This window comes from Streptomyces sp. NPDC107500 (assembly GCF_055582785.1).
Genome location: NZ_JBVJPF010000008.1, coordinates 374,047 through 399,315, shown reverse-complemented (window position 1 = coordinate 399,315; position 25,269 = coordinate 374,047). Strand labels below are relative to the sequence as shown.

Here is a 25,269-nt window from a genome sequence, read left to right as displayed (position 1 = left end):
CCACGGCGTAGGGTCCGTGGGATGACGATCCCTGGACCCGTGGAGTCAGTGGAACCCGTGGTGCGCACGGCCGTTGGTGCGGTGCGCGGGCGCGCGGAGGACGGGCTGACGGTCTTCCGCGGCATTCCCTTCGCCGAACCCCCGGTGGGCGAGGGCCGGTTCGCCGCCCCGCGCCCCGCCCGTGCCTGGGACGGCATACGCGACGCGTACGCCTTCGGCCCGCCGCCCCCGCAGGACCTCGGCATCGCGGGCCCGGCCGGTGCGCTCCCCCAGGGCGACGACTGGCTGACGGTCAACGTCTGGACACCGGAACCCGATCCGGCCGCCCGCCGCCCGGTGATGGTCTGGATCCACGGCGGCGCCTACAAACTCGGCCACTCCGGCAGCCCCGGCTACGACGCCCGCCGCATCGCCGCCGACGGCGACCTCGTCGTCGTCACCCTCAACTACCGCCTCGGCATGGAGGGTTTCGCCCACATCGAGGGCGCCCCCGCCAACCGGGGGCTGCTCGACCAGGTGGCCGCGCTGGAGTGGGTACGGGACAACATCGCCGCGTTCGGCGGCGATCCGGGCCGGGTCACCGTCTTCGGGGAGTCCGCGGGCGCCGGTTCCGTGGCCGCGCTGCTCGCCATGCCGAGCGCCGCCGGACTCTTCGGGCGGGCCGTCGCGCAGAGCGTGCCGGGCACCTTCTTCTCGCCGGAACTCGCCCGGGACCTCGGCACCGCCCTCGCCGCCGAGGCCGGTCTGCGCCCCACCGTCGCCGACCTCGGCGCCCTCGCTCCCGAGCAGCTCGTCAAGGCGGGCCAGGCCCTCGCCCCGAAGATGCCCGGCCGCGTCGACCGCTGGGGGCAGGCCGCGCCCACCGTCACCCCGTACGCCCCGGTCGTCGACGGGGAGGTCCTGCCGGTCATGCCCTGGCGGGCGCTGGCCGCCGGCGCCGCCCGCGACGTCGACCTGGTCGTCGGTCACAACCGCGACGAGAACCGCCTGTTCTCCATGATGGCGGGCAAGCTCGGCGTGATCGGCGAGGAACGGGCGCGCGCCGCCCTGCGCCTGTACGCCCCGGGCGGCGAGGCGGCCTACCGCGCGGCGTTCCCGGGCGCCTCCGCGAACGAACTCTACGAACGCGTCCAGACGGACTGGCTGTTCGGCATGCCCTCGCTCCACCTGGCCGAGGCGCACCTCGCGGGAGGGGGCCGCGCCCACGTCTACCAGCTGACCTGGCCCGCCCCGGCAGCCGACGGCGCCCTCGGCGCCTGCCACGCCCTGGACGTTCCGCTGCTCTTCGGCACCTTCGGCGCCGACATCGGGCTCCTCTTCTTCGACGGCGCGGAGCCGTCGCCCCAGGCGCTGGCCCTGTCGGACCGCTTCCGCTCCTCCTGGACGGCGTTCGCCCGCACGGGCGACCCCGGCTGGCCCGCGTACGACACGGAGCGGCGCCTGGTCCAGGTCCTCGACGCCGAGCCGGTCGTCGCGCCCTACCCGGGGGAGACCTCCCGGCGCCTTTGGGAGGGCCACGAGTTCACGCCCCTGCCCCTCGTGGGGCGGGGCGCGTGAGAGCGGGACGGGCACTGCGTCCGCTGCTGCTGCTCGCGCCCCTGGCGCTGCTCGTCGCGGGCTGCGGGGTGGCCGAGCCCTCCGAGGAGAAGGCGACGGACGAGGCCCGCGAGGTGGCCAGGACGGTGGGCGAACGGCTCTACGGCCAGCGTCCGCGCACGGCCGACGAGGCGGGGCGCGAGGCCGCCGGTATGGAGGGGGTGGAGGTGATGCGGGTCGACGGCACCTCGTCCCAGGACGGGGACGGCCTCGAACTGGTCGTCCGCACGTCCGGCACGGCGTTCAACTCGACCTTCGACATCGAGGAGGTCACCGTACGGCGGTGCTTCGCGGTCCGCGTGTCACCCCGGTCCCAGTGGCGCGAGAAGCCCCGTGACGTGGACTGCCCGGACAGCCTCCCCCTGGTCCTCGGCCCGGCGCCGGAGGCGCCCGAGCTGCCCGCCGCGGAACTGCGCGCGAAGCTCCCCCGGGTCCCGGAGGGCGGCCGCGCGGACGAGGCGGAGGTACGCCGTGTGATCGCCGCGCTGGACATGGACCCGGCGATCCGCAGCGAGGTGAAGGCGGAGGACGGACGGGTCGGCGTACTCCTGCTGGTGCCGGGCGACGGTTTCGGCCCGCAGGACTGCGTCCTCGCCCGGGTGGACCCCGGCGCCACGGAGGTGTGGGTGCCGCCCAGGATCCAGCGGATGCGGGGAGAGGCCGGCTGCACGGTGTCGAACGCCCTGCACCCGGCTCCGCCGCCGCACTGACGCTACGCGGTCAATCGGCGGTGACCGGGGACGCCTTGAGGGCGCCTACGAAGGCGGACCAGGCGGCGGCTTGGAAGCGGAGGGTTGGTCCGTCGGGGCTCTTGGAGTCGCGGACGGGGGTGGCGCTGGGGTTGCCGACGGCGATCTCGAGGCAGTTGCCGCCGCTTCCGCCGCTGTAGCTCGACTTGCGCCAAGTCGCCTCAGGGATGCTCCTCATGGGCGTAATCCTGCGCCATCACCTCGACAAGGGCCAGGGAGTTCTGAGGGGACAGGGCGCAGGCCGACAGGAGGTCGTAGGTGTGCCGCTGGTGGTGCACGATTGCGGGGTCGTCCTCCAGTCGCCCCGTGCCGACGCCCTCGAAGTACGCCAGGGGTGGCGCGTCCTCGAAGCGCATCAGCTTGATGGCGCCCTCAAGTGCGGCGTGTGCTCCGGCCTGGAAGGGAAGCACCTGCACGATGATCCGGTTCCGGCGGACCAAGCCGACGATGTGATCCAGCACTCCGGCCATCACCTCGCGTCCCCCCGTCACTCGACGCAAGGCGGCTTCGTCCAGCACCACCCACAACACGGGCTCTGTTGGATCGTCCAGCAGACGGGTCCGCTCCATTCGGGCCGATACCAGCGACTCGATCACCTCGTCCGGCGCGGTGGGCTGGTACGCGCGGCAGACGGCTCGCGTGTACGCGGGTGTCTGCAGTAGGCCCGGGACGAGCAAGGGGGCGTACTCCCTGATCTCCGTGGCGGCCGCCTCCGCCTCCGCCGCCTCGGCAAAGTGCTCGGGGTACTTGGACTTCGCCGAAGCCGCACAGTTGCGCCGGAAGAAGTCCTCCGTCCCCAGCGCGTCGTCCAGCAGCCCCGCGTACTCGCGCTGCATCCTCCTCGTGCCGGACTCCAACTGGCCGATGAACGACCCGCTGACGAACAGCCGCCCGCCCAGCTCCTCCTGGCTCAGCCCGGCCTTCTCCCGCGCGTGGCGCAACTCCGCACCCAGCAGGGCGCGGGGGGACGTCGAGGGGTCGAGGTCTTTCGGTCCAGGCATGGCAGTGGAACTCCCGGTCCTACAGCAGGGGTTGTTGGGTCGCCCTCTCTGGCCAGGTTAGGGGCGTAGCGGACACGCTGTGTCGCGAATCACGAACTCAGCGTGGAGGTGGAGAAGGGTGCGTTCGACCGAGGAAGTCGTCGAGTCCCTGCGGCAGGCCCTCGTGGGTAAGGGCATCGTCCTGCCGTCCCTGTGCGTCGATCCGGTGACCGGCGCGAGCGACGAGCCGTTCGCCCTGGTCGAGCTGGGACGCTGCAACGTCCGGGTGGCCGAGCGGCTGGCGTCGGTGGTGCGGGGCGAGCGCCCGCCGGTCGGCACGCACGCCGTGGACGCGCGGGACGGCCGGGTGGGGGAGGTGATGGGGCACGTCGGCGGCAGCGTGCAACTGCGTCCGGTCGGCGGCGGCCGGGAGTGGGACTGCCCGCACGGGTCGGTGACGGCGGCGGCGACGGACGAGGTGATGCGGGCCCGGCTGCGACGCACGAACCACGAGAGCGCGCGGGGCTAGATATTGCCTCGCCCGAAGTGGCCGGCCGCTGGCAGGCTTCGCGGGTGGATCACGCAGAGGCGTTGCTCATTGGTGGACGAGCCGGTGTCGGCAAGACGACGGTGGGGTGGGAGGTCTCGGCGCTGCTGCGCTCCGCGGCCGTCGCTCACGCGATCATCGACGGCGACTTCATGGGCCAGGTGCATCCCGCCCCGGAGGGAGACCCGCACCGCGCGGAGATCACCGAGACCAACCTGACCGCCGTGTGGGCCAACTTCGCCCAGCGCGGATACCGGCGCCTCCTCTACACGAACACCCTGAGCGTGCTGCCGGAGGCGGCGGGCATGTTCGAACGTGCCCTGGGGAGTGGAGTACGCGTCACACGTGTCCTGCTCACCGCCTCCGATGCCACCGCCCGCGAACGGCTGGTGGGCCGCGAACGCGGCTCGGAACTGGAGCACGAGCTGGAAGGAAGTATCCGCAAGGCACGGCTCCTGGACCAGCGGGCTCCCGAAGACACCGTGCGCGTGGCGACGGACGGGCGACTCGTCGTCGACATCGCCCGGGAGGTGGTGGCCGCCACCGGTTGGGCGGCCGTCAGCTCTCCGTGAGTGGGGGCCAGCCCCGCAGGGCGATGTCCGCCACCTGCCGCAGGTCGTCCCGGGTGGCGCCGCCGGCCGCCTGGACGGCGATGCCGTTGGCGACGGTCATGAGGTAGCGGGCGAGCAGGGCGGGGTCGGTGCCGGAGGGCAGGTCGCCCTCGTCCACGGCCTGCCGGAACCGGTCCCGCAGCCGGTCGACGCCCCCGTTGCGCCAGTCGGCGAGCAGGTCGCGGGCGGCCCGGGCGGACTCGCCCGCGGCGAGGGAACCCTGGACGCCGAGGCAGCCGCTGGGACGGCCCGGGCTGGTGGTGGTGCGCACCGAGCCGTTCAGGAAGGCGGTGGCGACCTCGCGGGCGGTCGGCTCGTCCAGGGCGCGTGCCAGGTAGGAGGCGGGGCCCTCCTCGTAGCGCTCCAGGGACCTGCGGAACAGGTCCTCCTTGTTGCCGAAGGCCGCGTACATGCTGGTGCGCGTGATGCCCATGGCGTCGGTGAGGTCGGTGAGGCTGGCGCCCTCGTAGCCGTGCTCCCAGAAGACCCGCATCGCGCGCTCCAGCGCCTCGTCGGCGTCGAAGCCCCGCGGTCGGCCGACCGGCGCCTTCTTCCGGCCCCTCTCCGTGGCATCCGTGGCATCCATGGCATCGAGCATACCTCTTCTGTACCGATCGGTTCTTAAGTGCTACGGTCGCTGTTCGGTACCGATCGGTACTTAAATTGATGGAGGTCATTCCCATGGGGCAGTTCGACGGCAAGACCGCGGTGATCACCGGCGGCAGCAGCGGGATCGGTCTGGCCACCGCCGTGCGGCTGGCGGCGGACGGGGCGCACGTGTTCATCACCGGGCGGCGCAAGACCGAGCTGGACGCCGCCGTGGAGACGATCGGCGCGGACCGGGCGACCGCGGTGGTGGGGGACATCGCCGACCAGGCCGACCTGGACCGGCTCTACGACGCGGTGCGCGCCCGCGGCCGGGGGCTCGACGTGCTCTTCGCGAACGCGGGGTCCGGCGCCTTCGCGACGCTGGAGGAGACCACCGAGGAGCACTACGACCAGATCTTCGGGGTCAACGTGCGCGGCACCGTCTTCACCGTGCAGAAGGCGCTGCCGCTGCTCAACGACGGTGCGTCCGTCGTCGTCAACACCTCGGTGCGCGCCGACGACGGGGTCGAGGCCTTCGGCACGTACGCGGCGACCAAGGCGGCGGTCCGGTCGTACGTCCGGACCTGGGCGAACGAGCTGAAGGGGCGGGGCGTGCGGGTCAACGCCGTCTCCCCGGGCACCATCGCCACCCCCGCGGCCGACGCCGTGGCCGCCGGCACCCCGGACCCGGAGGCGACCAAGGCGCGGTTCGCCGCGGGGGTCCCCCTCGGCCGGGTGGGGCGACCCGAGGAGGTCGCCGAGGTGGTGGCCTTCCTCGCGTCCGCGCGCAGCAGCTTCGTACTCGGCGTCAACTGGCACGTGGACGGCGGCGAGAACCAGCTCTGAGCCGCCGGGTCAGTCCCGGTCCGGCACCACGATCCGCTCGACCGCCGCCGTCACCAGCCGGTCCCGCTCCTCCTCGGTGAACACGTCCGGGAGGGTGAGCTGTTCGACGATCAGCCAGTTCAGGGCGAGGTAGAGCAGCTTGACGGCCATCGCGTCGCCGGGGAGGCCGGAGCCCTCGTGGTAGGCGACGTTGGCGTCGACGTCCTCGCGGATGCGCTCGGTCAGGACCGCGCGCAGGCCGGGGCGCCGGGTGGCCTCGAGGCGCAGTTCGAGCAGTGCGAGGTAGCCGGAGCGGAAGGAGGAGATGCGGTCCACGAGTTCGCGCATCAGCCGGACGTAGGTGTCGCGGTCGTTCCCTGCCGCGCGCTGGCGGGCGATCGTCGCCTCGTCCGGGTGGAGACGCTCGTAGACGCGGGCGCCGGTCTGGGTGAGCAGGTCGTCGCGGTTGGCGAAGTAGTTGGACGCGGTACCGGCCGGGACGGCGGCCTCGGCGTCCACCGCCCGGAAGGTCAGACCCCGGGCGCCCTGCGCCGCCAGCACCTCGATGGCGGCGTCGACGAGGGCGGCGCGCCGCAGGTCGTTGCGTCTGACCACCTCAGGGGCCGCCCATCGGTTCGATGTCCACCCGCACCGGCGTGCCCCACACCCGCAGCACCTCGTAGTCGGTGAACTCGTGCACCAGCCGGTACGCCATGGCCGCGCGCGGGGCGCGCAGTTGGGCCGCGATGTACAGCTCGGCCTCGCGGCGGTCGCGGCGCGGGGTGCCGCACAGCTGCCAGGCCTGCCCGTTCCACAGCTCGGGCAGCCAGCGCTGCTGGGGCTCCGGACGGTCGCCCCGCACCCCGTAACGGGACTGGACCGGCTCGGTGGGCCGGGCCGGCAGGGGGCCGCCGTTGTACTCGGCGCGGCGGGCGCTGCGGCGGCGGGTCTCGCACAGCAGGCAGCGGTCGGGGGCGGCCTCGTCGACCGGCCCCGTCGGATGCTCGGGGCAGCGGGTGCTGGGGGCCGCCGTCGCGACGCTCTCCTCCAGCAGGTCCAGCGCGCGCTTCACGTCCGCGCGGACCTCGTGCAGCTTGGCGTCCGGGGTGTCACCGGTCAGGGCCTCGCCGTGCTCGCCGAGGAGACGCAGGGCGCGGCCCAGGGCGGTCAGCTGGGCGTGGTTCATGTCCTTCAGAATCGCACACGCCGCGGGACGGCCCCGGGCCGGTGGGCGGGGACCTGCCCGGCGTGCCCGGTCGCGGAACAGCGGAACAGCGCGCCGCGCCCGCCGGTACCGGGGCCGGGGTTCCGGGCGGACGGCCACGAGGCGGGCGCGGCACCCCTCCCGGCACCCCTCCGCCGCCCGGACCGCCGGACGGCGTCGCGCGGGTCAGCCGTTCGCCGCAGTCAGCGCCGCCCGCAGGTGGCCGTCGGAGTCCGCCAGGAGGCGGGCCGCGGTCGGGCCGTCCACGTCGGCGAGGAGGACCAGGATCGCGTGCTTGACCTCGCCGTCGGTGGCGGTCAGCGCGCGCTCGATGTCGGCGTCGGCGGCGCCGGTGGCGAGCGCGACGATCCGGCGGGAGCGGGCGCGCAGCTTCTCGTTGGACGCGCGCACGTCCACCATCAGGTTCCCGTACGTCTTGCCGAGCCGGACCATGGTGATCGTCGACAGCATGTTGAGGACGAGCTTCTGCGCCGTGCCGGCCTTGAGGCGGGTCGACCCGGTGATCAGCTCGGGCCCGGTGACGACCTCGATGCCGTGCTCGGCGGCGGCGGCCAGGGCGCTGCCCTCGTTGCAGGCCAGCCCCACGGTCAGGGCGCCGACCGCGCGGGCGTGCTCGACGGCGCCGACGGCGTACGGGGTGCGGCCGGAGGCGGAGACGCCGACCACCGCGTCGTCGGCGGTGAGCCCGAGGGCCTCCAGGTCGGCACGGGCCAGCTCGGGCGAGTCCTCGGCGCCCTCGATGGAGGTGACCATGGCGTCCGGGCCGCCCGCGATCAGGCCGACGACCTGTCCCGGGGCGGTGTTGAAGGTGGGCGGGCACTCCGAGGCGTCCAGCACCCCGAGCCGTCCGGCGGTTCCGGCGCCCGCGTAGATCAGCCGGCCGCCGCGTGCCATCCGGGCGGCCACGGCGTCGATCGCGGCCGCGATCTCGGGCAGCCGCGCGGCGACGGCGGCGGCGACGCCGGCGTCCTCACCGTTCATCGTCCGGGCGATGTCGAGCGTATCCAGCTGATCGATCTCGGCCAGCTCGGGCCGGAACGCCTCGGTGGCGAGGGTCTCCAACTGGGAGCGGAGGTCGGGGTGATGGGGGGTGGAGGTCATGAGAATACGGCCCTTTTCCACTTCGTTCGGTGTGCCAACCAGGGGCGCGGGACTGTTTCGATGTGCGGCTCCGCCGCGTGGGCGCGACCAGCCACAACGGACCCGCAGCCGCCCACGACGATGAAGCCCTACGGTCTCCCGCGGAGCGCCCCGTGCCGATGCGCCAGCGCTTCATAGGACGCCGCCAAAGCCGGCGCGGCCGAGTCGTACGTCCGCTGCGCCACCCCCACGAACAGGCAGTCCACCACCAGCAGCTGACTCGTCCGGGAGGACATCGCCGCCGGCCGCAGCTCGCTCTCCCGCGACGTCGACGTGGTCAGCACGTGGTCGGCGTACTGCGTGACGGGGCTGTCGGGGCGGCCGGTGATGGCGACGGTCGTCGCGCCGCGTTCGAAGGCGGCCCGCAGCGGTTCGATGACGTCCCCGGTCGACCCGGAGTGGGTGATCGCGAGGGCGACGTCCCCGGCGCGCAGCTGCACCGCGTTGGTCACGGCGAGGTGCGGGTCGTTGTGGGCGTGGGCTATCAGCCCTATGCGCAGGAGTTTCTGGGTGAGATCCTGGGCGACCAGGCCGGAGGCGCCGATGCCGTACACGTCGGTGCGGCGGGCGGCCGCCAGCGCGGCGACGGCCGCGCCGAGCTGGCCGGTGTCCAGTCCGGCGGCGGTGTCGGCGAGGGTCTGCTGCTCGTCGTAGGCCAGCTTGGCGACGACGTCGGCGATCGGGTCGTCCACCGCGATGTCGGTCGTGATGGCGGGCGCGCGGCCGGACTGCTGCTGGGCGGCGAGCCCGGCCAGGGCGAGGCGCAGATCGCGGTAGCCGGGGTAGCCGAGCAGCCGGGCGGTGCGGACGACGGTCGCCTCGCTGGTGCCGGTCAGCTCGGCGAGACCGGTGACCGTGAGGGCGGCGCAGCCGGCCGGGTCGCCGGCGACGGCCTCGGCGACCCGCTGCATGGAGCGGGTCATCGACGGCGCCAGCGTGCGCACCTTGGCCGCGAGGGCGGCGGGCGCGGGCGGCGCGGTCCCGCCGCCGGCGGCGCGACGGCCCCCGGAGGCCTTCGCGAAAGTTTCCTTCACTTCATCGGTCACTCATGAAAGATATTTTCGTTTCGGTCCGCGGGTCAAGAGTGCGCACAATGGGTGCATGGACCCCATCAGCCCCCTGGAGCAGACGCTGCACGCCGCGCGCGCTCTCGTGCTCGCCGATCTGGTGGCGGGCGAGGTCGCCGAGCCGGACGTCGTGTCACTGGTCGAGGAGTCCGTCGTGCAACGGCGTTGGTGGGTCGAGCAGTGGCCCGAGGGCGCGGAGTTCGTCGCCGGGCTGGTCGCGCAGGACGTGCAGGACGCCCTGCTGGAGCGCTACGGCCGCTGGCCGCTCTGCCCGGTCTGCGGCTCCGGCGACCCGCACGCGCTGGACGTCGAGCCGGAACTGGGTCCCGACCCGCACTGGGTGTGCGGCAAGGCGGGCGTGAAGGTCGCCGCGGTCGGTTCGCTGGGCGGCGCCACCGGCGGCTCCGCCCCGTGAGGACGCCCCGGTGACCGTCTACATCGACCCGCCGACCTGGCCGGGCCACGGCCGCATGTGGTCGCACCTGGTCAGCGACGTCTCCTACGCCGAGCTGCACGCGTTCGCCGCGACGCTGGGCGTGCCGCGCCGCGCCTTCGAACGCGACCACTACGACCTCCCGGCCCAGCGGTACGCCGACGCGGTGTCCGCCGGTGCGCTGGAGGTCAGCAGCCGCGAGGTGGTGCGGCTGCTGCACGGGGCGGGGCTGCGGCGCCGCAAGGGCGCGGCTCAGCCGCGCAGCTCGTAGGCGAGTTGGCCCTCGTCGCCGGCGACCCGGGTGAAGCCGGCGCGGGTGATCACGGCCTGGGAGGCGACGTTGGCGGGCTCGGTCGTCGCGAACACCGACGTCACCTCGTCCCGCGCCAACGCCCAGGCGGACAGCGCGCGCAGCGCCTCGGTGGCGTAGCCGTGGCCGCGGGCCGCCTCGGCGAGGTCGTAGCCGATCTCCACCCGCCCGTCCTCGTCCGGCGGCCCGTGGAAGCCCATACCGCCGACCGCGAGGCCGTCCTCCCGGCGCACCAGGGCGAACACGCCCCACTCCGGCCGGTGCACGCCCCCCTCGTACGCCTTGAGCAGCATCCCGGCGGCGTCCCGGGTGCCCTGGAAGGGCCCGCCGCCCACCCACTCGAACCCGCCGTCGCCGCCCGCGGCGAGGTCGGTGGCGGCGGCCGGCGTGACGCCCTGGAGGGTGAGCCGTTCGGCCGGGATCACCAGGTTGTTGCGCCAGCGCCACTCGGTGACCGGGGCACGTCCGGGCAGGTCTCCGCGGCCGGTGGCCCACAGCAGGGTGCGCCAGGGATCGGGGCCGGGCTGGACGTGCGGGAAGAGCAGGGCGAGGACGTCCGCGCACAGCCGGGCCGGCGGTTCGTAGGCCAGCCCGAGACCTTCGGCGATGTCGTGGGTGTGCAGGAACACCTCGGCGATCCCCATCGCGGCGAAGCCCTCGCGGTTCGCGCTGCGGTAGGGGTACGGGTGGAAGGCGCGGACCTCGCGCGGGGTGGTGCGCAGGGTCGCGGCGAGCAGCGCGCAGGTCGTCTCGATCACATGGAGCACGCCCTCATTGTCGGTGCCCTCGTCGAAGGTGATCTCGAAGGGGACGTACGCGTCGGTGGCGCGTCCGGCCAACTGCCCGGCGTAGGCGATGAGATCGCCCGCGATGTGCTCCGCCGTGTACCGGCAGCTCCACTCCAGCCGGCCCGCCCGCGCCGTCTCCCAGTCCCGGTCGACCGCCGTCCGCAACAGCGCGACGGCGCTCGCGACGGCTTCCTCCACCTGTTCCCCACCCATGGTTCGCATGCCGGGAGGCTAAGCGTCCGGGGTGTCGCCGAGCGACAGCATTTCCAGCTCGCCGGTGATGTTGTGGCGTGCGGTCGCCTCCCACTCCCGGCGGCCGTGCGGGGTGTGGAACAGCCGGGGCAGGGCGAGGAGCTGCCGCAGGACCGCGGCCCGGCCCTCGCGGAAGGCGTCGTTCGGCACGAAGTGGTACTCCTCGCGCACGGCGGCCGTGTACGCCGCGTACGCCGACGGCGGCGAGGCGAGGACCGCCAGGTCCGCGTCGCACAGCACCTGTCCGTCGCGGTCGTCGTCCGCCGGGGCGTGGGTGACGGTGAGGCGGACCAGGCGGGCCACCTCGGCGGTGCGCTCCGCCGGGACCCCGGCCTCGGCCAGGGCGCGCTCGGCGAGCCGGGCCGAGCGCTCCTCGTTCTCGGAGCGCTCGGGAAGGTAGACCGCGTCGTGGAACCAGGCGGCGAGCCGGACGGCGGCCAAGTCGCGGGAGTGCTCGGCCAGTACGTCGACGTGGTCCAGTACGGCGGTCAGGTGCGCGAGCGTGTGGTACCGCCGGTGCGGCTCCTGCCAGCGGGCGAGCAGACGGTCGGTGTACGGCGCCGGGTCGGGGGCGGAACCGGGGACGGCGGCTTCCTCCAGGGCACGGGCGAAGCGGGAGCGCAGGGCGTCGAGGTCGGCCATGCGCCCATTCTTCCAGCGGTAGCTCCGGTGATAGCCTCTAACTCAATCTTGACGATGAAGCGTCGATGAAGCGACCGAAGCGGAGAGGCGGCGGACCATGCCCGAGGCGCGCACCGAGACCCCGCGCGAGCGCTACCGCGCCCAGGTGCGCGCGGAGATCAAGGAACACGCGTGGGAGCAGATCGCCACGGCGGGCGCCTCCGCGCTCTCGCTCAACGCGATCGCCAAGCGGATGGGCATGAGCGGGCCCGCGCTCTACCGGTACTTCGCCGGCCGCGACGAGCTGATCACCGAACTGGTGCGGGACGCCTACCGCAGCCTCGCCGACGGCTTCAAGGCGGCCGCCGACTCCGGCGCCGACCTCGCCGGCCTCGCGCACACCCTGCGCACTTGGGCACTCGCCGACCCCCAGCGCTACTTCCTCGTCTTCGGCACCCCCGTCCCCGGCTACCACGCCCCCGACGACGTCACCGGGATCGCCGCCGAGACCATGGCGGTCATCCTCGACGCCTGCGCCGCACTGCCGTCGGACGGCCCCGCCGCCGACTTCGACGCGCACCTCGACGGCCACCGGCAGTGGGCGGGCGGCCACCCGGCCCCCGCCGCGGCCCTGCACCGCGCCCTCACCTTCTGGACCCGCGTGCACGGCGCCCTCTCCCTCGAACTCGCCGGACACTTCACCGGCATGGGCTTCGACCCCGCCCTGCTCTTCGACGCCGAGGTCGACGACCTGTCGGGACGCTGACCGCGAGCCCCGCCCGGCCCTAACGTGGGGCCCATGACGACTCCTGCCGACGTGAACGACGTACGCGACCCCGAGCTGCCCGGGCGGCTGCTGACCATCGAGCGGGACGCGCTGGTGCCCCTGCTGCGGGCGCGCGCGGACGCGGACTTCGCACTGCCCGTGGCCGCGTGTCCGGGCTGGACCGTGCGCGACGTGCTGGCGCACTGCTCCAGCGCGCTCATCCGGGTGGTGGAAAGCCGTTTCGAGGACGGCGTCTTCTCCCCCGAGTCCAACGACCGCGACATCGCCGAACGCGCGGACTGGAGCAACGCCCGCGTCGTGGACGAGCTGGAGCGCGGCATGACCGAGGCCGGTCCGGTGATCGGCCGCGCGGGCGGCGCGCTGGACGGGGTCGCGCTGGGGGAGTGGGTGCACGCGGGTGACGTGCGGACGGCCCTGGGCGAGCCGGGCGCGTACGCCGGGCCCAGCCTGCCCGCCGCCCTCGCGCTGCTCGCCACCCTCACCCGCGACCGCGGCCACGTGCCGCTCCACGCCGACCTCGACGACGTGGACGAGCCCCTGAAACTCGGCGCGGTGAGCGGTGAGCGGCCCCCGGGCCGGTTCATCGGCGAGGCCGCCACCCTCGTTCGGCTGTACGCGGGCCGGCCGGCGGGCGACCCGGCCGGATACGAGCTGGCCGGGGTGGAGGCGGCCGAGCTGAACCTCTTCGGCGACTGAGGGGCGCCCCGGCCCGCCGTCTGGGCGTAGTCTTGGATTGGACTAGACCTGTAGCAGGCCGACGAATGGGGTCCCATGAGCAAGCGTGCAGTCCTGGAGGTGATCGCCCTCGACGTCGAGGACGCGGTCGCCGCCCAGGCCGGAGGCGCGGATCGCCTCGAACTGGTCACCGACATGGCGGCCGACGGACTCACCCCGTCGGCCGAGACCGTCGCCGCGATCCGTGCCGCCGTCGACATCGACCTGCGGGTGATGCTGCGCCTCGCGGACGGGTTCGCCGCCGGGGACGTCGAACGGCTGACGCGGTTGGCCGGCCGGATGCGGGAGGCCGGGGCGACGGAGTTCGTCCTCGGGTTCCTCGACCCGGACGGGGACGTGGACCTCCACGCGGTGGAGCGGATCGCGGGCGTGCTGCACGGGTGCCGGTGGACCTTCCACCGGGCGATCGACCGCGCCGCGAACCGCGACGCCCTGCGCAAGCAGCTCGGGGACTTCCCGGGCCTTGACACCTACCTCACGGCCGGCGCGGCCGGCGGCGTGGACGAGGGCATGACCGTCCTGCTCGCCGAGGCACGGCGCCGGGGCGAGCCGGGCTACGAGCAGCAGCTCCTCGTCGGCGGCGGCCTGCGCCTCGACCACGTCCCGGGGCTGCTGGCGGCGGGAATCGACGCGTTCCACATCGGCGGCGCGGCGAGGCCCTCCGGGTGGGCTGGGCCGGTGTCGGCGGAGGCGGTCGCCCAGTGGCGGCGGGTGCTGGGGGGCTGAGCCTTCCCGGCCGGGCCCGGCGACCGTGCCGTGGGCGGCTCGGCTACTTCGGCGCCCTCGCGTAGACCGACTCCGCGAACCTCCCCACGATCTCGCAGTCCAGTCCGCCCAGGACGTTGTCCGGTTCGGTGGCGAAGACGGTGGCGTGTCCGAACGACGTCGGCCATGTCACCTCGCAGGCGCTCTCCGCGGGGTTGGAGTAGGCATCCGCGCCCGGGATGCCGGACAGGTCCACCGGATCGCTCCGACGGCCTTCGGTGATCACCTCGATGGGGTCCGGGCCGTACGCGAGGGTGTAGAAGGCGTCGATGCCCCGGTCGGGGTCGCCGAATTCGGCCGTCTGCCACCGACAGGAGGTCACTGCCGTACCGCTGCCGCTGTATCCGCCCCTCGACCCGGTGTCGACGAGCCGGTGCCCCTGGATGAGGTCGTTGTCGATGATCCCGCACGGATCGCCGCCGTCCGCGGCGGGCTTCCCGCTGTGGGTGGCACCGGAGCCGGCCGAGCCGCCGCCGTCCGGCTCACCGAGCCAGGCCACCGCACCCCAGGCACCGGCGGCGAGCGCCGCGCACGCGACGACCGGCAAGGCGATCCACCGGACCCACCGTGACCGGTCCGGGCCGGAACGCGTCGCCGGGGTGTCCGCCGGGACGTCCCCGGTCGCCAGCACCTTTGTCTCCGCCCGGCGTTCACGCACCATCGCGCTCAGTTCCGCGGGCAGCCACTCGGCGTCGGCCCCGTCCGGAGCCAGCCGTTCCAGTGCCTCGGCGACGGACGGTCTCCGCTCCGGTGCCGCCGACAGGCAGGCCTCCAGGAATCCGGCGAGTTCGGTCGGTACACCGGTCAGGTCAGGGGGTTCGTGCACGGTCCGGTAGTGCAGCGCGACCGCGTTGCCCTGCCCGTAGGGGCTGCGGCCGGTCGCCGCGTAGGCCAGGACGCAACCGAGGGCGAAGACGTCGGAGGCGGGGCCGGTCTCGCGGCCCAGGCACTGCTCGGGCGACATGAAGCCGGGTGTGCCGATCGCCGAGGCGGTCAGGTGCGCCGAGTCGAGAGCCCTGGCGATGCCGAAGTCGATGACGCGGGGCCCGTCGTCCGCGAGGATGACGTTGGCGGGCTTCAGGTCACGGTGGACCAGACCGCAGTCGTGGATGGCCGCGAGACCCTCGGCCAGACCCGAACCGAGTACGCGCAGCGCAGCGTACGGGAGCGGGCCGTGCGCCCGAACCGCCTGCTGGAGGGAGGGTCCGGGGATGTAGGCGGTGACCAGCCACGGCGGGTCGTCGTGCACGCCCGCGTCGACCACCTGGGCGGTGTAGAAGCCGCCGACCTTGCGGGCCGCCTCCGCCTCCAGCGCGAACCGCCGCCGGAACTCCACGTCCTCGGACAGCTCCGGATTGACCAGCTTCACCGCGACGAGCCGTCCGCCCTGCGACCGGCCCAGGAAGACCTGCCCCATCCCGCCCCGGCCGAGTCTGCCGACGAGCCGGTAGGGGCCGACCCGGCGCGGGTCGCCCGGCGCCAGGGGATGGCTCACCCGACGGACCACAGCTGCACGGTGGTGACCAGCTTCGCGTTGGTGTGGGCGGTGGCGAGGGAGCGGCCGTCGGGGTGGAAGGCCATGTCGCCGACACCGCTGCGGCCCGCGGGGACGGCGACCAGCTCCTTGCGGGTCGCCATGTCCCACACTCCGATGTGGCCCGCCACCGCGTGGCCACCGCCTCCCGCGGCCACGACGGAACCGTCGGGGCTGATCGCCAGGCTCTGCTTCTGGCCGTTCGCCTCGCCGATCCTGGCGACGAGCCCGCGCGTGGCGACGTCCCACAACGCGACGCCGCCGAAGGTCGCGGCCAGGCTCTTGCCGTCCGGGGTGAAGGCGACCGTGGTGACACCGAAGGCGTCCGTGTCCTCCAGCGGCAGCGTCGCGACCGGCGACCACGACGCGGTGTCGTACAGGGCCACTCCGCCCCGCAGACCGCCTCCGTACCCCGCGGCCAGCAGTTTGCCGTCGGGGCTGAAGGCGACACTGTGCACCGCGGAGGTCCTGGCGGCCTTGCCCGCTCCGACGACCAGGTTCCTCATGTGCTTGGCGGAGCGCATGTCCCACAGGGCCAGCTCGCCGCAGCTGTCGCGCGGCCCGGGGCCGGTGCCCACGAGGACGCTGCCGTCCGGACTGAACGCCAGCGACTCCATCACGCGCAGAAAGCCTCCCTGGAAGGACGCGGTGAAACGCGCCACCTCCTCGCGCGAGGCGGCGTCCCAGACCGTGACGCCTCCGTCGCCCAGCGCGCCGCCGTTGTCCGCGGACGGGGCCAGCAGTGAGCCGAGGGCGAGCAGACCGTCACCGCTGAACGTGACGCAGTGGGCGCGGCCCTCCTGCTTCGAGGCCAGGGTGGCGAGCAGGGACCCGTTGGCCGTGTCCCACAGGGCGACCCGGTTCTTCAGGCCCGCGGCGAGACGCTTGCCGTCCGGGCTGTAGGCGACGGCCACACCGTCGTCGGTCTTGCCCAGGTCGATCGTCTGCGTCGGTGTGAGCTTCAGGCCGGCACCCCCGGCCCCGGCCCCGCCCTTCGCCCCGCCGCCGGTCCCGGCCTCCGTCCCGCCCGCGCCGTCCCCCTCGCCGGATCCGGAGGCGAGCCAGACGCCCGTGGCCACCGCCGCCGCTGCCACCCCGGCCGCGCCCAGCAGGAGTGCCCGCCGCCGTACGGGGCTCGCCTCCGGGAACGCCCGCTGCCCGTCCACCATGGCCGCGACCGGCGGTGGCAGCCACGCCGCGCCGGGCCCGCCGTCCGGGGCCAACCGCGCGAGCAGTTCCTCCAGGCCCGGCCGTTGCTCGGGGTCCTTCGCGAGGCAGGCCGCGAGCGGGCCGGCCAGCGGGTCCGGTACGCCGGTGAGGTCCGGCTCGGCGTTGACGACGCGGTGGAGCACCTCGGCCCCGGCGCCCCCCGCGAAGGGGCCGCGCCCGGTGGCGGCGAACACCAGGACACCGGCCAGGGAGAAGACGTCCGACCCGGGTCCGGCGCCTTGCCCGCGCACCGTCTCGGGCGCCATGAACGCGCCGTGCTCGGCGCTCACCGTCAACGACGGATGCGCGGCCTCCACGGCCCGGGCGAGGGCGAAATCGGTGATCCGGGGCCCGTCGTCGGAGAGGAGCACGTTGCCCGGCTTCAGGCCGCCGTGCACGAGCCCCGCACCGTGCAGGGCGGCGATCCCCTCGGCCAGGCCCGAGCCGAGCGCCCGCACCGTCGGGTACGGCAACGGGCCGTGCGCGCGCACCGCCTCCTCCAGGGAGGGCCCGGCGACGTAGGCCGACGCGAGCCACGGCGGGTCGTCGTCCGGCCCGGCGTCCAGCACCTGGGCGGCGTAGAACCCGCCGACACCGCGCGCGGCCCGGGCCGCCTGCGCGAACCGGACGCGGAACTCGGGATCGTCGGCGAGCGCGCCGTCGACGACCTTGACCGCGACGAGGCGGCCGCCGCGGGAGCGGCCCAGGAACACCCGCCCCGTCCCCCCGCGGCCCAGCGATCCCACGAGAAGGTACGGTCCGACCCGGCGCGGGTCGTTCGGCCCCAGCTGCTCCCTCACGCAAGCCCCCCTGCTTCGTCCGCATTGTGACCGGTGCTGCAGGATAAGAGCTGACTACTGTTCAGCAACCGCTGTTCGCTACACCTTTCACAATCCGTCCATCACCGCGCGACGGCACGGCGGCACCACCCGTGCGGCCGTCGGGGCCGGCGCGGGCTCAGGCGGTCAGCTGCGGGGGCAGGCCCGCGCCGTGCGTCACGATCAGCCCCGACACCGCGCGTGTCAGCGCCACGTACAGCCGCCGCAGCCCGGTTCGCTCGTCCGGCTCGCCGTCCACCACGGCGCGCGGCTCGTCCAGGACCACGTAGTCGTACTCCAGGCCCTTGGCCAGCGAGGCGGGCACCAGGGTCAGCCGCGTGTCGTGGGTGGTCTCCTCGCCCGGCCCGACGTACCCGACGCCCGCCGCGTCGAGCGCCGCCGCCAGTTCCGGCACCCGCGCGTCCGCCGCGATCAGGCCGACGGAGCCCTCGTGGGAGAGCAGCTCACCGCAGGCCGCCAGTACTCCGGACGTTCCCGCGGGTGTCGTACGGACGTCGAAGAAGCCCGGGTTCTCCCGGATCGACGCGACCGGCGTCAGGCCCGGCGCGATGTGCGGCAGCAGCCGGGAGGCGTAGGCGATGACGTCCGTCGGCACGCGGAAACCGGCCGTCAGCTCCTCCACCACGGCCTCGCCCTTGCCCAGGTGCCCCAGCGCCTCGGCCCAGCTCCGGGTCGCCCACGGCGTGGTGCCCTGCGCCAGGTCGCCGAGGACGGTCGCCGAGCCGGTGGTGCAGCGCCGGCCCACCGCGCGGTACTGCATCGGGGAGAGGTCCTGCGCCTCGTCGAGGACCACGTGCCCGAGCGAGTGGGTGCGCTCGACCAGGTCGGTCGCCTCGTCGATCAGCACGGCGTCCGCGGGCGACCACTTGGCGGACTTCACCGAGCGGGCCGGCTTCACCCACAGCACCGCCTTCTGCTCGTCCTCGGAGAGGACCCCCGCGGCGTGCTCGGCGAGGAAGTCCGCGTCGGAGAGGAGCCGCAGGACCAGCTTGGCGGGGTCGACCGGCGGCCAGACCGACTTCACCAGTGCCTTCACGGCCGCGTTGCGCGCCACCGCGTTCTGCACCCGGTCGTCCGGTGCCTCGCCCGCCCGCTCCATCTGCACCAGCACGAGGTGCGCGATGCGCTGGGGCAGCGCCTCGCGGGCGGCGCCGTAGCGGATGTCGCGGGCGAGCAGCTCGCGGACGATCTCCTCCAGCTCGTACGCCGCCACCCGCCAGCGCCGCGAGCCGCGTACCACGACGATCCCCTCGGCGGGCGGGGAGACGTGCGCGTACAGGGCCCGGCGCAGCACCTCCGCCATCCGCGCGTCGCCCTTGACCACCGCCGTCGCCGCCTCGTCCGCGCCGCGCACCTCGACGTGGCCGACCAGGTCCTCGACGGTGGCCTGGCGGACCGTCAGCTCGCCGAGGGCCGGGAGGACCTGCTCGATGTAGTGCAGGAAGGACCGGTTCGGCCCGATGACCAGCGTGCCGGTGCGGGCCAGGCGCTCGCGGTGGGCGTACAGGAGGTAGGCGACCCGGTGCAGGCCGACGGCGGTCTTGCCGGTGCCGGGGCCGCCCTGCACGCAGACCGAGCCGGTGAGCCCGGCGCGCACGATCTCGTCCTGCTCGGGCTGGATCGTCGCGACGATGTCCCGCATCGGCCCGACGCGCGGCCGCTCGATCTCCTGCTGAAGCAGTTTGCTGGTGGCCGCCGCCTCGGCCGGGTCGGACAGGTGCTCGTCCTCGTACGCCGTGAGGTCCCCGCCGGTGTAGCCGAAGCGGCGGCGCAGCGAGACGTCCAGCGGTTCGTTCTTCGACGCCCGGTAGAACGGCTGCGAGACCGGCGCCCGCCAGTCGATCACCATCGGGTCGCCGTCCGCGTCGTGCACGTGCCGGCGCCCGACGTAGAAGCGCTCGCCCTCCGCGCCCTCGGCCCGCTCGGCACCGGGAGCGTGCAGGTAGTCGAGCCGGCCGAAGAACAGCGGGGTCTCGCTGAGGTCGGCCAGCGCCTTGATGCGGTCCTCGATCTGGCGTTCCAGGACAGCGGCGTTGACCCAGTTCGCGGTCACGTCGGAGATGTCGAGGGTCTCCACGTCCTCGCGCATGGCGCGCAGGGCGGAGCGCGAGGCGGCCAGGTGGTCGCGCTCGCGGGACAGGGGGTCGTCGTGGACGGGCGTGGACAAGGCGGTGCCTCCGGGTGACCTGCGGTGCGGTGGGCGCGGGCGCGCGCGGGAAGCCGACCGGTTTCCAACCGGACGACGGCACTCCGTGAGGGAGGCGGGCAAGAGCGGAGATTTTAGAGGAGGGGGCGGCGGGCGGGCCAACCCTTTTCCACCCTCGGGTGTCATCCCCCGCCTGACCCCTAGGGGACGGGCCCTCCGACCTGAGGGGCACCCGTCCCCCGGGAGGTGTACGCGGGGGCGGCGCGGGTTCGGTCCCGAGACCGATGCCGGTCGGGGCCGCGCGGTCGCACCATGGAGACATGAGCGCAGCAACCATGTACCCCGCCCCGGCACCGGTCCGTGCGTCCGGTGCCACGCCCGTGGCCGGCAGCCACCGGCACCGGCTCGGCGACGCCGTGCGCGCCGTGCGGGTGTTCGCGGGCGCCGCCTTCGACGTGGTGATCCTCGGCGAGTACGGCGAGGAGGCCGGCGTCCGCCGCCGCTGACCCCGGACCGACGGGACTCGGCAGGCCTCCTCAGACCCCCTCGCCGAGCACCTCGTCCGCGTCCATGATCCGGTACGCGTAGCCCTGTTCCGCCAGGAAGCGCTGGCGGTGGGCGGCGAAGTCCTGGTCGAGGGTGTCGCGGGCGACGACCGAGTAGAAGTGCGCCTGGTGACCGTCGGCCTTCGGACGCAGCACCCGGCCGAGCCGCTGCGCCTCCTCCTGCCGGGAGCCGAAGGTGCCCGACACCTGGATCGCGACCGTCGCCTCCGGCAGGTCGATCGAGAAGTTCGCGACCTTGGAGACGACGAGCACGCTGATCTCGCCCTGCCGGAAGGAGTCGAAGAGCTTCTCCCGCTGGGCGTTGGACGTCTCGCCCTTGATCACCGGCGCGCCCAGGTGCTCGCCCAGTTCGTCGAGCTGGTCGATGTACTGGCCGATGACGAGGATCTGCTGCCCGGCGAAGCGCCGCACGATCGCCTCCGTCACCTTCCGCTTGGTGTCGGTCGTCGCGCAGAAGCGGTACTTCTCCTCCGTCTCGGCGGTGGCGTAGGCCAGCCGCTCGGAGTCGGTGAGGTTGACCCGGACCTCCACGCAGTCGGCGGGCGCGATGTAGCCCTGCGCCTCGATCTCCTTCCACGGCGCGTCGAACCGCTTCGGGCCGATGAGGGAGAAGACGTCGGACTCGCGGCCGTCCTCGCGGACGAGGGTCGCGGTCAGCCCGAGCCGCCGCCGGGCCTGGAGATCGGCGGTGAACTTGAAGACCGGCGCCGGCAGCAGGTGCACCTCGTCGTAGACGATCAGCCCCCAGTCCCGGGAGTCGAACAGCTCCAGGTGCGGGTAGACGCCCTTCCGCCGGGTCGTCAGCACCTGGTACGTGGCGATGGTGACCGGCCGGATCTCCTTCCTCGTGCCGCTGTACTCGCCGATCTCGTCCTCGGTCAGCGACGTGCGCTTCACCAGCTCGTGCTTCCACTGCCGGGCCGAGACGGTGTTCGTGACGAGGATCAGCGTCGTCGACTTGGCCTGCGCCATCGCACCGGCCCCGACCAGCGTCTTGCCCGCACCGCAGGGCAGGACGACGACACCGCTGCCGCCGTGCCAGAAGTTCTCCACCGCCTGCTTCTGGTACGGGCGCAGCGCCCAGCCGTCCTCCGCCAGCTCGATCGGGTGCGCCTCGCCGTCGACGTACCCGGCGAGGTCCTCGGCGGGCCAGCCGAGCTTGAGCAGCGTCTGCTTGATCTGCCCGCGCTCGGAGGGGTGCACGGCCACCGTGTCGGGGTCGATGCGGGTGCCGACCAGCGGCGCGATCCGCTTCGACTTCAGGACCTCCTCCAGCACCGGCCGGTCGGTCGTCGTCAGGACGAGGCCGTGCGCAGGGTGCTTGGAGAGGGTGAGGCGGCCGTAGCGGTCCATCGTCTCGGCGATGTCGACGAGCAGCGCGTGCGGCACGGGGTAGCGGCTGTACTCGACGAGGGCGTCCACGACCTGCTCGGCGTCGTGGCCGGCCGCCCGCGCGTTCCACAGGCCCAGCGGTGTCACCCGGTAGGTGTGGATGTGCTCGGGCGCCCGCTCCAGCTCGGCGAACGGCGCGATGGCCCGACGGCAGTCACCGGCCCGCTCGTGGTCGACTTCCAGGAGCAGGGTCTTGTCGGACTGGACGATCAGCGGACCATTCACGGGCGGCACCCTTTCGCGCACAGGCCGACGGCGACTGGACGGATCGGCCAAACGTCCAGTGTGCCTGATCGCGCCGCCGGACTACTTGAGACCGATGTTGTTGATCAGCGGCCCCTCGATGGTGACCCCCTCGGTGACCAGCGGCTCCACGCCGGTGACCGGCAGCGGGAGCGGCAGCGCGGCGGCCTTGGGGGCGAGCGCGCCGAACAGCGCCGCGGCGGTGATCAGGGCGGCCACGGAGACGGCGACGGCGGAACGGGCGGTGGAGCGGAGGGGTTCGGCGGTCTTGTGACGCATGAGGAGCCTTCCGGAGCGAGGGGGAGGGGGCGAGGGGGGAGGGGGAGGAAAGGTGATCCGGAGCGGGCCGGGCCCAGGGGGGCTGGGAGCCCGGCCCGCCGGAAGGGGATGTGACGGATCAGCGGGCGGTCAGAGGGTGACGCCTCCACCCAGGTCGATGCCGACCGCGGCGGCCTCGGCGGCGAACGCCGCGATCAGGGTCGCGGTGGAGGCCAGGACGGTGGCGACTCGGCGAACGGCAGTACGCATCGGGTGCTTCCTTTCGGTTTCGGTGCAGGACACCCCGTGGCTGCCCGACCACCGAAAGGTCGATGCGGTTTATGAAAAAAGCTCCCTCTCAGGTGCGAATCACCCGGCGTGGCGTGCATGAACCGGCGCGTACGCCCGAAAGAGGGCGTGTCACGTCGCGTCGTCGGCCAGTTCCGCCACGCCCGTGACGCGGTGCAGCGGATAGGTGCGCACCTCGTCCGCCGTGTGGTCGTACGCCGTGACGAAGCCGCCCTCCACCCGGATCGGGGCGATCACGCGCTGGCTGGCGGAGCCCTCCGCGTTCACGTAGCCGATCCACAGCGCCTCGCCGGTCAGCACGGCCGCCTGCATGGTCGCGAGCGTCTCGGCGGCGCCCGTGCGGGGCAGCTCGCCGCCCGCCGCACCGCCCTCGCCGTCCCCGGGGCCCGGCTTGCGCGGGGCCGTGGACGCCAGGTCGCCCGCCCGGACGGCGCGGATCGCGGCCGCCAGCAGGGTGTCGTCGGGTGCCGGCGGACCGTCCGGGACCGGCTCCGGCGCCGCCCGCGGCGGGGTGCGGCGGGCATCGGCCCGCGCGATCAGCACATCGCCCGCGGCGGACTCGGCGGCCGGCGCGAACCCCATCGCGCGCAGCCCTTCGAGCAGCGCCGCCGGCTCGGCCTGCGCGGCCAGCACGGTCGGCGCGAGGCGGCGCAGGCCCAGACCGGCGCCCCGCCGGTCGGCGAGGATCTCGTCCAGCGTCGCGTCGTCGTCGCAGCGCACGTACGCCGAGGCCGCGCCCACCCGCAGCCGCCCGTGCCGCCGGGCCACGTCGTCGATCAGGTACGTCAGGGGCTGCGGCACCGGAGTGCGGGAGTGCCGGGCCAGGAAGGTGTGCAGGTCGGCGGCGGTCTGCCCGGCGTCCAGCGCCCGGCGCACCGACCCCGGCGTGAACCGGTAGACGGTCGCCCCGCCCTTGGACTCCACGTCCGCGAGCACCCCCAGCAGGTCGGCCAGCGGACGCTCCAGCGGGCCCGGGGCCACCGCCGTGAGGTCGGCCTGGAGCAGCACGTGGTCCAGCGGCTCCGGGAGGAGCGGCGCCAGCAGCCGGGCGGCGGTCGCGGCGGCGGCGGCCCGTTCGCCGGGGGCCGGGGGAGCCGGCGGCGCGGGCGGGCGGTGGTGGACGGGGAGCTTGTCGCCGGGGCCCTCGGGATCCTTCGCCGGGTGCGGCGGCTCGGGCGCCCCGATCAGCGCCCGCCCCGGCGCGGCCAGCGCGCCGCGGCCGGTGACGCCCAGCAGCTCGGCCTCGGACAGCGTCCACCGGGCGAGCCGGGTCCGCAGGTCGTCCTCCCGCCGGTCCCGCTCGGGGCCGCGCAGGGGGCGCTCCCAGCGCAGCCGGGCCAGCACCGACTCCTCGGTGGGCGAGGCCCCCTCGGGCAGGCCCGCCAGCAGGGCCAGCACCCGGTGCCGTACCTCCGGCGCCGCCGAACGGTCCAGGTTCGGGCCCAGCGCGGAGAGCGTCCGGTCCTTCGCGTCCCGCCCGCCGACCACACCCGGCGTCCGGGTCGCCGTCAGCCACGTCTGCGCGAGGCCCGCCCAGCGCTCGGCGGGCGGTAGCTCCCGCCACTCGTCGTACGCCGGGGTCGGCGCGTACCGCTCGTCGGCCTCGCCGTCGGAGGCGATCAGCCCGGCCGCGTAGGCGAGTTCCAGCCAGAAGGCGGCGACCGGCTCGGGCAGGTCCAGGGCGACGGCGGTGCGCTTGAGGTCGCGCACGCTCAGCCCGCCGGCCCGCAGCACCGTCGGACCGCCCTCGTCCCACTCCTTCAGCAGCTCGGTCACGGTCGCCAGCGCCGCGAGGGCCTGCCCGGCCGCGGTGGCGTCCACAACCTGTGGACGGTGCGTGGCGGCGGCCTCCACCGCCGGCGGGGCCGGCTCGGGCGCCTGGTGCGCGCGGCCCGCGCGCAGGTGCAGGGCGACCTCGCGCGGCAGGACGACCGTGCCGGGCGCGGTGGGCAGCAGCAGGCCGCGGTCGAGGAGCGTGCGCAGGTGCGCCGCCGGGTCGTGGGTGACCTGCCCGTACGGGGGTCCCCACACCAGCCGGGCCAGCACCTCCCGCGACTCCTCGGGCAGCCCGGCCAGGAGGGCCGTCATCCGGCGCCGGTCGGCGAACAGGGTGGCGAGCGCGGTCACCGCGGACACCGAGTCGTGGGTCGAGGGCAGACCGGCGGTGGTGAGGATCTCCTGGATCCGCCCCGGCGACATCCCGGCGGTCGCCTCCCGCACGGTCGGCCCCAGACCCGTGGGGGACGGGTGCTGCGGGGAGGGCGCGAGCAGCTCACGGGCGGTGCGCACCAGCCGCAGCCGGTCGTCGGCGCCCCATACCAGGGCCTGCTCGCGCAGCAGGGCGACGGCCCGGGGCAGCGCCGCGGCGACGGCCGGGTCCTCGTCGTCGCCCGCCATCAGACCGAGCAGCTCGCCGTACGGCGCCGGGTCCGACGCCACGGCCAGTGCCTCCGCCGTCTGGAGCGCGAACCGGTCCAGACGCTCCAGCGCCCGCACGACCGAGGCCCGGGTGCCGGCCCGGGTGGCGAGCTGCGTCAGGTCGGTGGGCACAGGGGTGATGAGGTCGGGACGGCTGCGCAGGAGGGCGGCCAGCGAGACGTCGTCCCGGACACGGAGCGCCTCCGCGAGGGACCGGGGGGCCGCGGACTTCTCCTCGGTGCTCATCCGGTCCACGTTAGCGGGTGGGGGTGACGGCGGGGGGCCGCGTGCGCCGGTGCCGTACGCGGGGGTGTCCGCCGCCCACCGGGAGATTCG

General features: G+C 74.3%; 26 protein-coding genes. 11 read left to right on the top strand and 15 right to left on the bottom strand.

The window, feature by feature from the left end; translation table 11 throughout:
* Positions 1-21: 21 nt before the first annotated feature.
* On the top strand, positions 22-1,557 hold the full coding sequence (locus ACZ67M_RS31050; RefSeq protein WP_392102461.1) for a carboxylesterase/lipase family protein: 1,536 nt from the start codon (positions 22-24) through the stop codon (positions 1,555-1,557).
* On the top strand, positions 1,554-2,306 hold the full coding sequence (locus ACZ67M_RS31045; RefSeq protein WP_469853726.1) for a translation initiation factor IF-2: 753 nt from the start codon (positions 1,554-1,556) through the stop codon (positions 2,304-2,306). Before ACZ67M_RS31050 ends, ACZ67M_RS31045 begins: the two co-directional genes overlap by 4 nt.
* A gap of 10 nt (positions 2,307-2,316) precedes the next feature.
* On the opposite strand, the gene ACZ67M_RS31040 is transcribed toward ACZ67M_RS31045, so the two are convergent.
* Together ACZ67M_RS31040 and ACZ67M_RS31035 are read right to left on the bottom strand one after the other, a co-directional pair.
* Complete coding sequence (locus tag ACZ67M_RS31040; protein ID WP_469853725.1) at positions 2,317-2,523, bottom strand: DUF397 domain-containing protein; 207 nt, start codon at positions 2,521-2,523, stop codon at positions 2,317-2,319.
* Complete coding sequence (locus ACZ67M_RS31035) at positions 2,507-3,346, bottom strand: helix-turn-helix domain-containing protein (protein ID WP_469853724.1); 840 nt, start codon at positions 3,344-3,346, stop codon at positions 2,507-2,509. Before ACZ67M_RS31035 ends, ACZ67M_RS31040 begins: the two co-directional genes overlap by 17 nt.
* Before the next feature lie 118 nt (positions 3,347-3,464).
* Here ACZ67M_RS31035 and ACZ67M_RS31030 point away from each other — a divergent pair, with 118 nt between their 5' ends.
* Entirely contained in the window at positions 3,465-3,854 is a 390-nt protein-coding gene (locus tag ACZ67M_RS31030; RefSeq protein ID WP_469853723.1) for a hypothetical protein, read from the top strand.
* 44 nt (positions 3,855-3,898) lie between these two features.
* Complete coding sequence (locus tag ACZ67M_RS31025; protein WP_392239039.1) at positions 3,899-4,444, top strand: ATP-binding protein; 546 nt, start codon at positions 3,899-3,901, stop codon at positions 4,442-4,444.
* Here ACZ67M_RS31025 and ACZ67M_RS31020 read toward each other — a convergent pair.
* Positions 4,431-5,069 (bottom strand): TetR/AcrR family transcriptional regulator, encoded by a 639-nt coding sequence (locus ACZ67M_RS31020; RefSeq protein WP_469853722.1) that lies wholly within the window; start codon positions 5,067-5,069, stop codon positions 4,431-4,433. The two genes, ACZ67M_RS31025 and ACZ67M_RS31020, sit on opposite strands and share 14 nt — an antisense overlap.
* A gap of 95 nt (positions 5,070-5,164) precedes the next feature.
* Between ACZ67M_RS31020 and ACZ67M_RS31015 the strand changes: the two genes are divergently transcribed.
* Positions 5,165-5,917, top strand: coding sequence for an SDR family NAD(P)-dependent oxidoreductase (locus ACZ67M_RS31015; RefSeq protein WP_469853721.1), 753 nt, complete (start codon positions 5,165-5,167; stop codon positions 5,915-5,917).
* Between the two features lie 9 nt (positions 5,918-5,926).
* Here the strand turns inward: ACZ67M_RS31015 and ACZ67M_RS31010 are convergent, their stop codons facing one another.
* The 4 genes from ACZ67M_RS31010 to ACZ67M_RS30995 form a co-directional block, all read right to left on the bottom strand.
* Positions 5,927-6,511 carry a TetR/AcrR family transcriptional regulator gene (locus ACZ67M_RS31010; RefSeq protein ID WP_361357323.1) on the bottom strand — a complete coding sequence of 195 codons (585 nt, stop codon included), beginning with the start codon at positions 6,509-6,511 and terminating at the stop codon, positions 5,927-5,929.
* Between the two features lies 1 nt (position 6,512).
* Complete coding sequence (locus ACZ67M_RS31005) at positions 6,513-7,082, bottom strand: hypothetical protein (protein WP_361357326.1); 570 nt, start codon at positions 7,080-7,082, stop codon at positions 6,513-6,515.
* Positions 7,083-7,286: 204 nt separating this feature from the next.
* Entirely contained in the window at positions 7,287-8,222 is a 936-nt protein-coding gene (murQ, locus tag ACZ67M_RS31000) for an N-acetylmuramic acid 6-phosphate etherase (RefSeq protein ID WP_469853720.1), read from the bottom strand.
* A 128-nt stretch (positions 8,223-8,350) separates the two neighbouring features.
* Positions 8,351-9,307, bottom strand: coding sequence for a MurR/RpiR family transcriptional regulator (locus tag ACZ67M_RS30995; protein ID WP_392102471.1), 957 nt, complete (start codon positions 9,305-9,307; stop codon positions 8,351-8,353).
* Positions 9,308-9,362: 55 nt separating this feature from the next.
* Between ACZ67M_RS30995 and ACZ67M_RS30990 the strand changes: the two genes are divergently transcribed.
* Both ACZ67M_RS30990 and ACZ67M_RS30985 read left to right on the top strand, forming a co-directional pair.
* Positions 9,363-9,743: a hypothetical protein gene (locus ACZ67M_RS30990; protein ID WP_122619615.1), complete on the top strand. Its 381-nt coding sequence runs from the start codon at positions 9,363-9,365 to the stop codon at positions 9,741-9,743.
* 10 nt (positions 9,744-9,753) lie between these two features.
* The gene (locus tag ACZ67M_RS30985) at positions 9,754-10,032 is read left to right on the top strand and encodes a DUF4031 domain-containing protein (RefSeq protein ID WP_385801636.1); all 279 of its coding nucleotides are present in this window, start codon (positions 9,754-9,756) and stop codon (positions 10,030-10,032) included.
* Here ACZ67M_RS30985 and ACZ67M_RS30980 read toward each other — a convergent pair.
* Positions 10,014-11,081, bottom strand: a complete 1,068-nt coding sequence (locus ACZ67M_RS30980) for a GNAT family N-acetyltransferase (RefSeq protein WP_469853719.1) — start codon at positions 11,079-11,081, stop codon at positions 10,014-10,016. The two genes, ACZ67M_RS30985 and ACZ67M_RS30980, sit on opposite strands and share 19 nt — an antisense overlap.
* Positions 11,082-11,090: 9 nt before the next feature.
* Positions 11,091-11,753, bottom strand: a complete 663-nt coding sequence (locus tag ACZ67M_RS30975) for an HD domain-containing protein (protein ID WP_469853718.1) — start codon at positions 11,751-11,753, stop codon at positions 11,091-11,093.
* 97 nt (positions 11,754-11,850) lie between these two features.
* Here ACZ67M_RS30975 and ACZ67M_RS30970 point away from each other — a divergent pair, with 97 nt between their 5' ends.
* From ACZ67M_RS30970 to ACZ67M_RS30960, 3 genes are all read left to right on the top strand, one after another.
* The gene (locus tag ACZ67M_RS30970; RefSeq protein WP_469853717.1) at positions 11,851-12,498 is read left to right on the top strand and encodes a TetR/AcrR family transcriptional regulator; all 648 of its coding nucleotides are present in this window, start codon (positions 11,851-11,853) and stop codon (positions 12,496-12,498) included.
* Positions 12,499-12,531: 33 nt separating this feature from the next.
* Positions 12,532-13,215, top strand: a complete 684-nt coding sequence (locus tag ACZ67M_RS30965) for a maleylpyruvate isomerase family mycothiol-dependent enzyme (RefSeq protein WP_469853716.1) — start codon at positions 12,532-12,534, stop codon at positions 13,213-13,215.
* A gap of 75 nt (positions 13,216-13,290) precedes the next feature.
* Entirely contained in the window at positions 13,291-13,980 is a 690-nt protein-coding gene (locus ACZ67M_RS30960; RefSeq protein WP_469853715.1) for a copper homeostasis protein CutC, read from the top strand.
* A 43-nt stretch (positions 13,981-14,023) separates the two neighbouring features.
* Here the strand turns inward: ACZ67M_RS30960 and ACZ67M_RS30955 are convergent, their stop codons facing one another.
* From ACZ67M_RS30955 to ACZ67M_RS30945, 3 genes are all read right to left on the bottom strand, one after another.
* A complete protein-coding gene (locus ACZ67M_RS30955; RefSeq protein ID WP_469853714.1) occupies positions 14,024-15,514 on the bottom strand; it encodes a serine/threonine-protein kinase in 1,491 nt (496 codons plus the stop codon).
* Entirely contained in the window at positions 15,511-17,562 is a 2,052-nt protein-coding gene (locus ACZ67M_RS30950; protein WP_469853713.1) for a WD40 repeat domain-containing serine/threonine protein kinase, read from the bottom strand. The genes ACZ67M_RS30955 and ACZ67M_RS30950 overlap by 4 nt, the downstream gene beginning before the upstream one ends.
* Positions 17,563-17,719: 157 nt before the next feature.
* On the bottom strand, positions 17,720-19,768 hold the full coding sequence (locus ACZ67M_RS30945) for a HelD family protein (protein ID WP_469853712.1): 2,049 nt from the start codon (positions 19,766-19,768) through the stop codon (positions 17,720-17,722).
* 299 nt (positions 19,769-20,067) lie between these two features.
* Between ACZ67M_RS30945 and ACZ67M_RS30940 the strand changes: the two genes are divergently transcribed.
* Positions 20,068-20,253, top strand: coding sequence for a hypothetical protein (locus ACZ67M_RS30940; RefSeq protein ID WP_163016220.1), 186 nt, complete (start codon positions 20,068-20,070; stop codon positions 20,251-20,253).
* Positions 20,254-20,283: 30 nt separating this feature from the next.
* On the opposite strand, the gene ACZ67M_RS30935 is transcribed toward ACZ67M_RS30940, so the two are convergent.
* The 3 genes from ACZ67M_RS30935 to ACZ67M_RS30925 form a co-directional block, all read right to left on the bottom strand.
* Complete coding sequence (locus ACZ67M_RS30935; protein ID WP_360891817.1) at positions 20,284-21,930, bottom strand: DNA repair helicase XPB; 1,647 nt, start codon at positions 21,928-21,930, stop codon at positions 20,284-20,286.
* Positions 21,931-22,011: 81 nt separating this feature from the next.
* On the bottom strand, positions 22,012-22,227 hold the full coding sequence (locus ACZ67M_RS30930) for a hypothetical protein (RefSeq protein ID WP_392015821.1): 216 nt from the start codon (positions 22,225-22,227) through the stop codon (positions 22,012-22,014).
* A 399-nt stretch (positions 22,228-22,626) separates the two neighbouring features.
* Positions 22,627-25,179 carry a helicase-associated domain-containing protein gene (locus ACZ67M_RS30925; protein WP_469853711.1) on the bottom strand — a complete coding sequence of 851 codons (2,553 nt, stop codon included), beginning with the start codon at positions 25,177-25,179 and terminating at the stop codon, positions 22,627-22,629.
* Between the last annotated feature and the right edge of the window lie 90 nt (positions 25,180-25,269).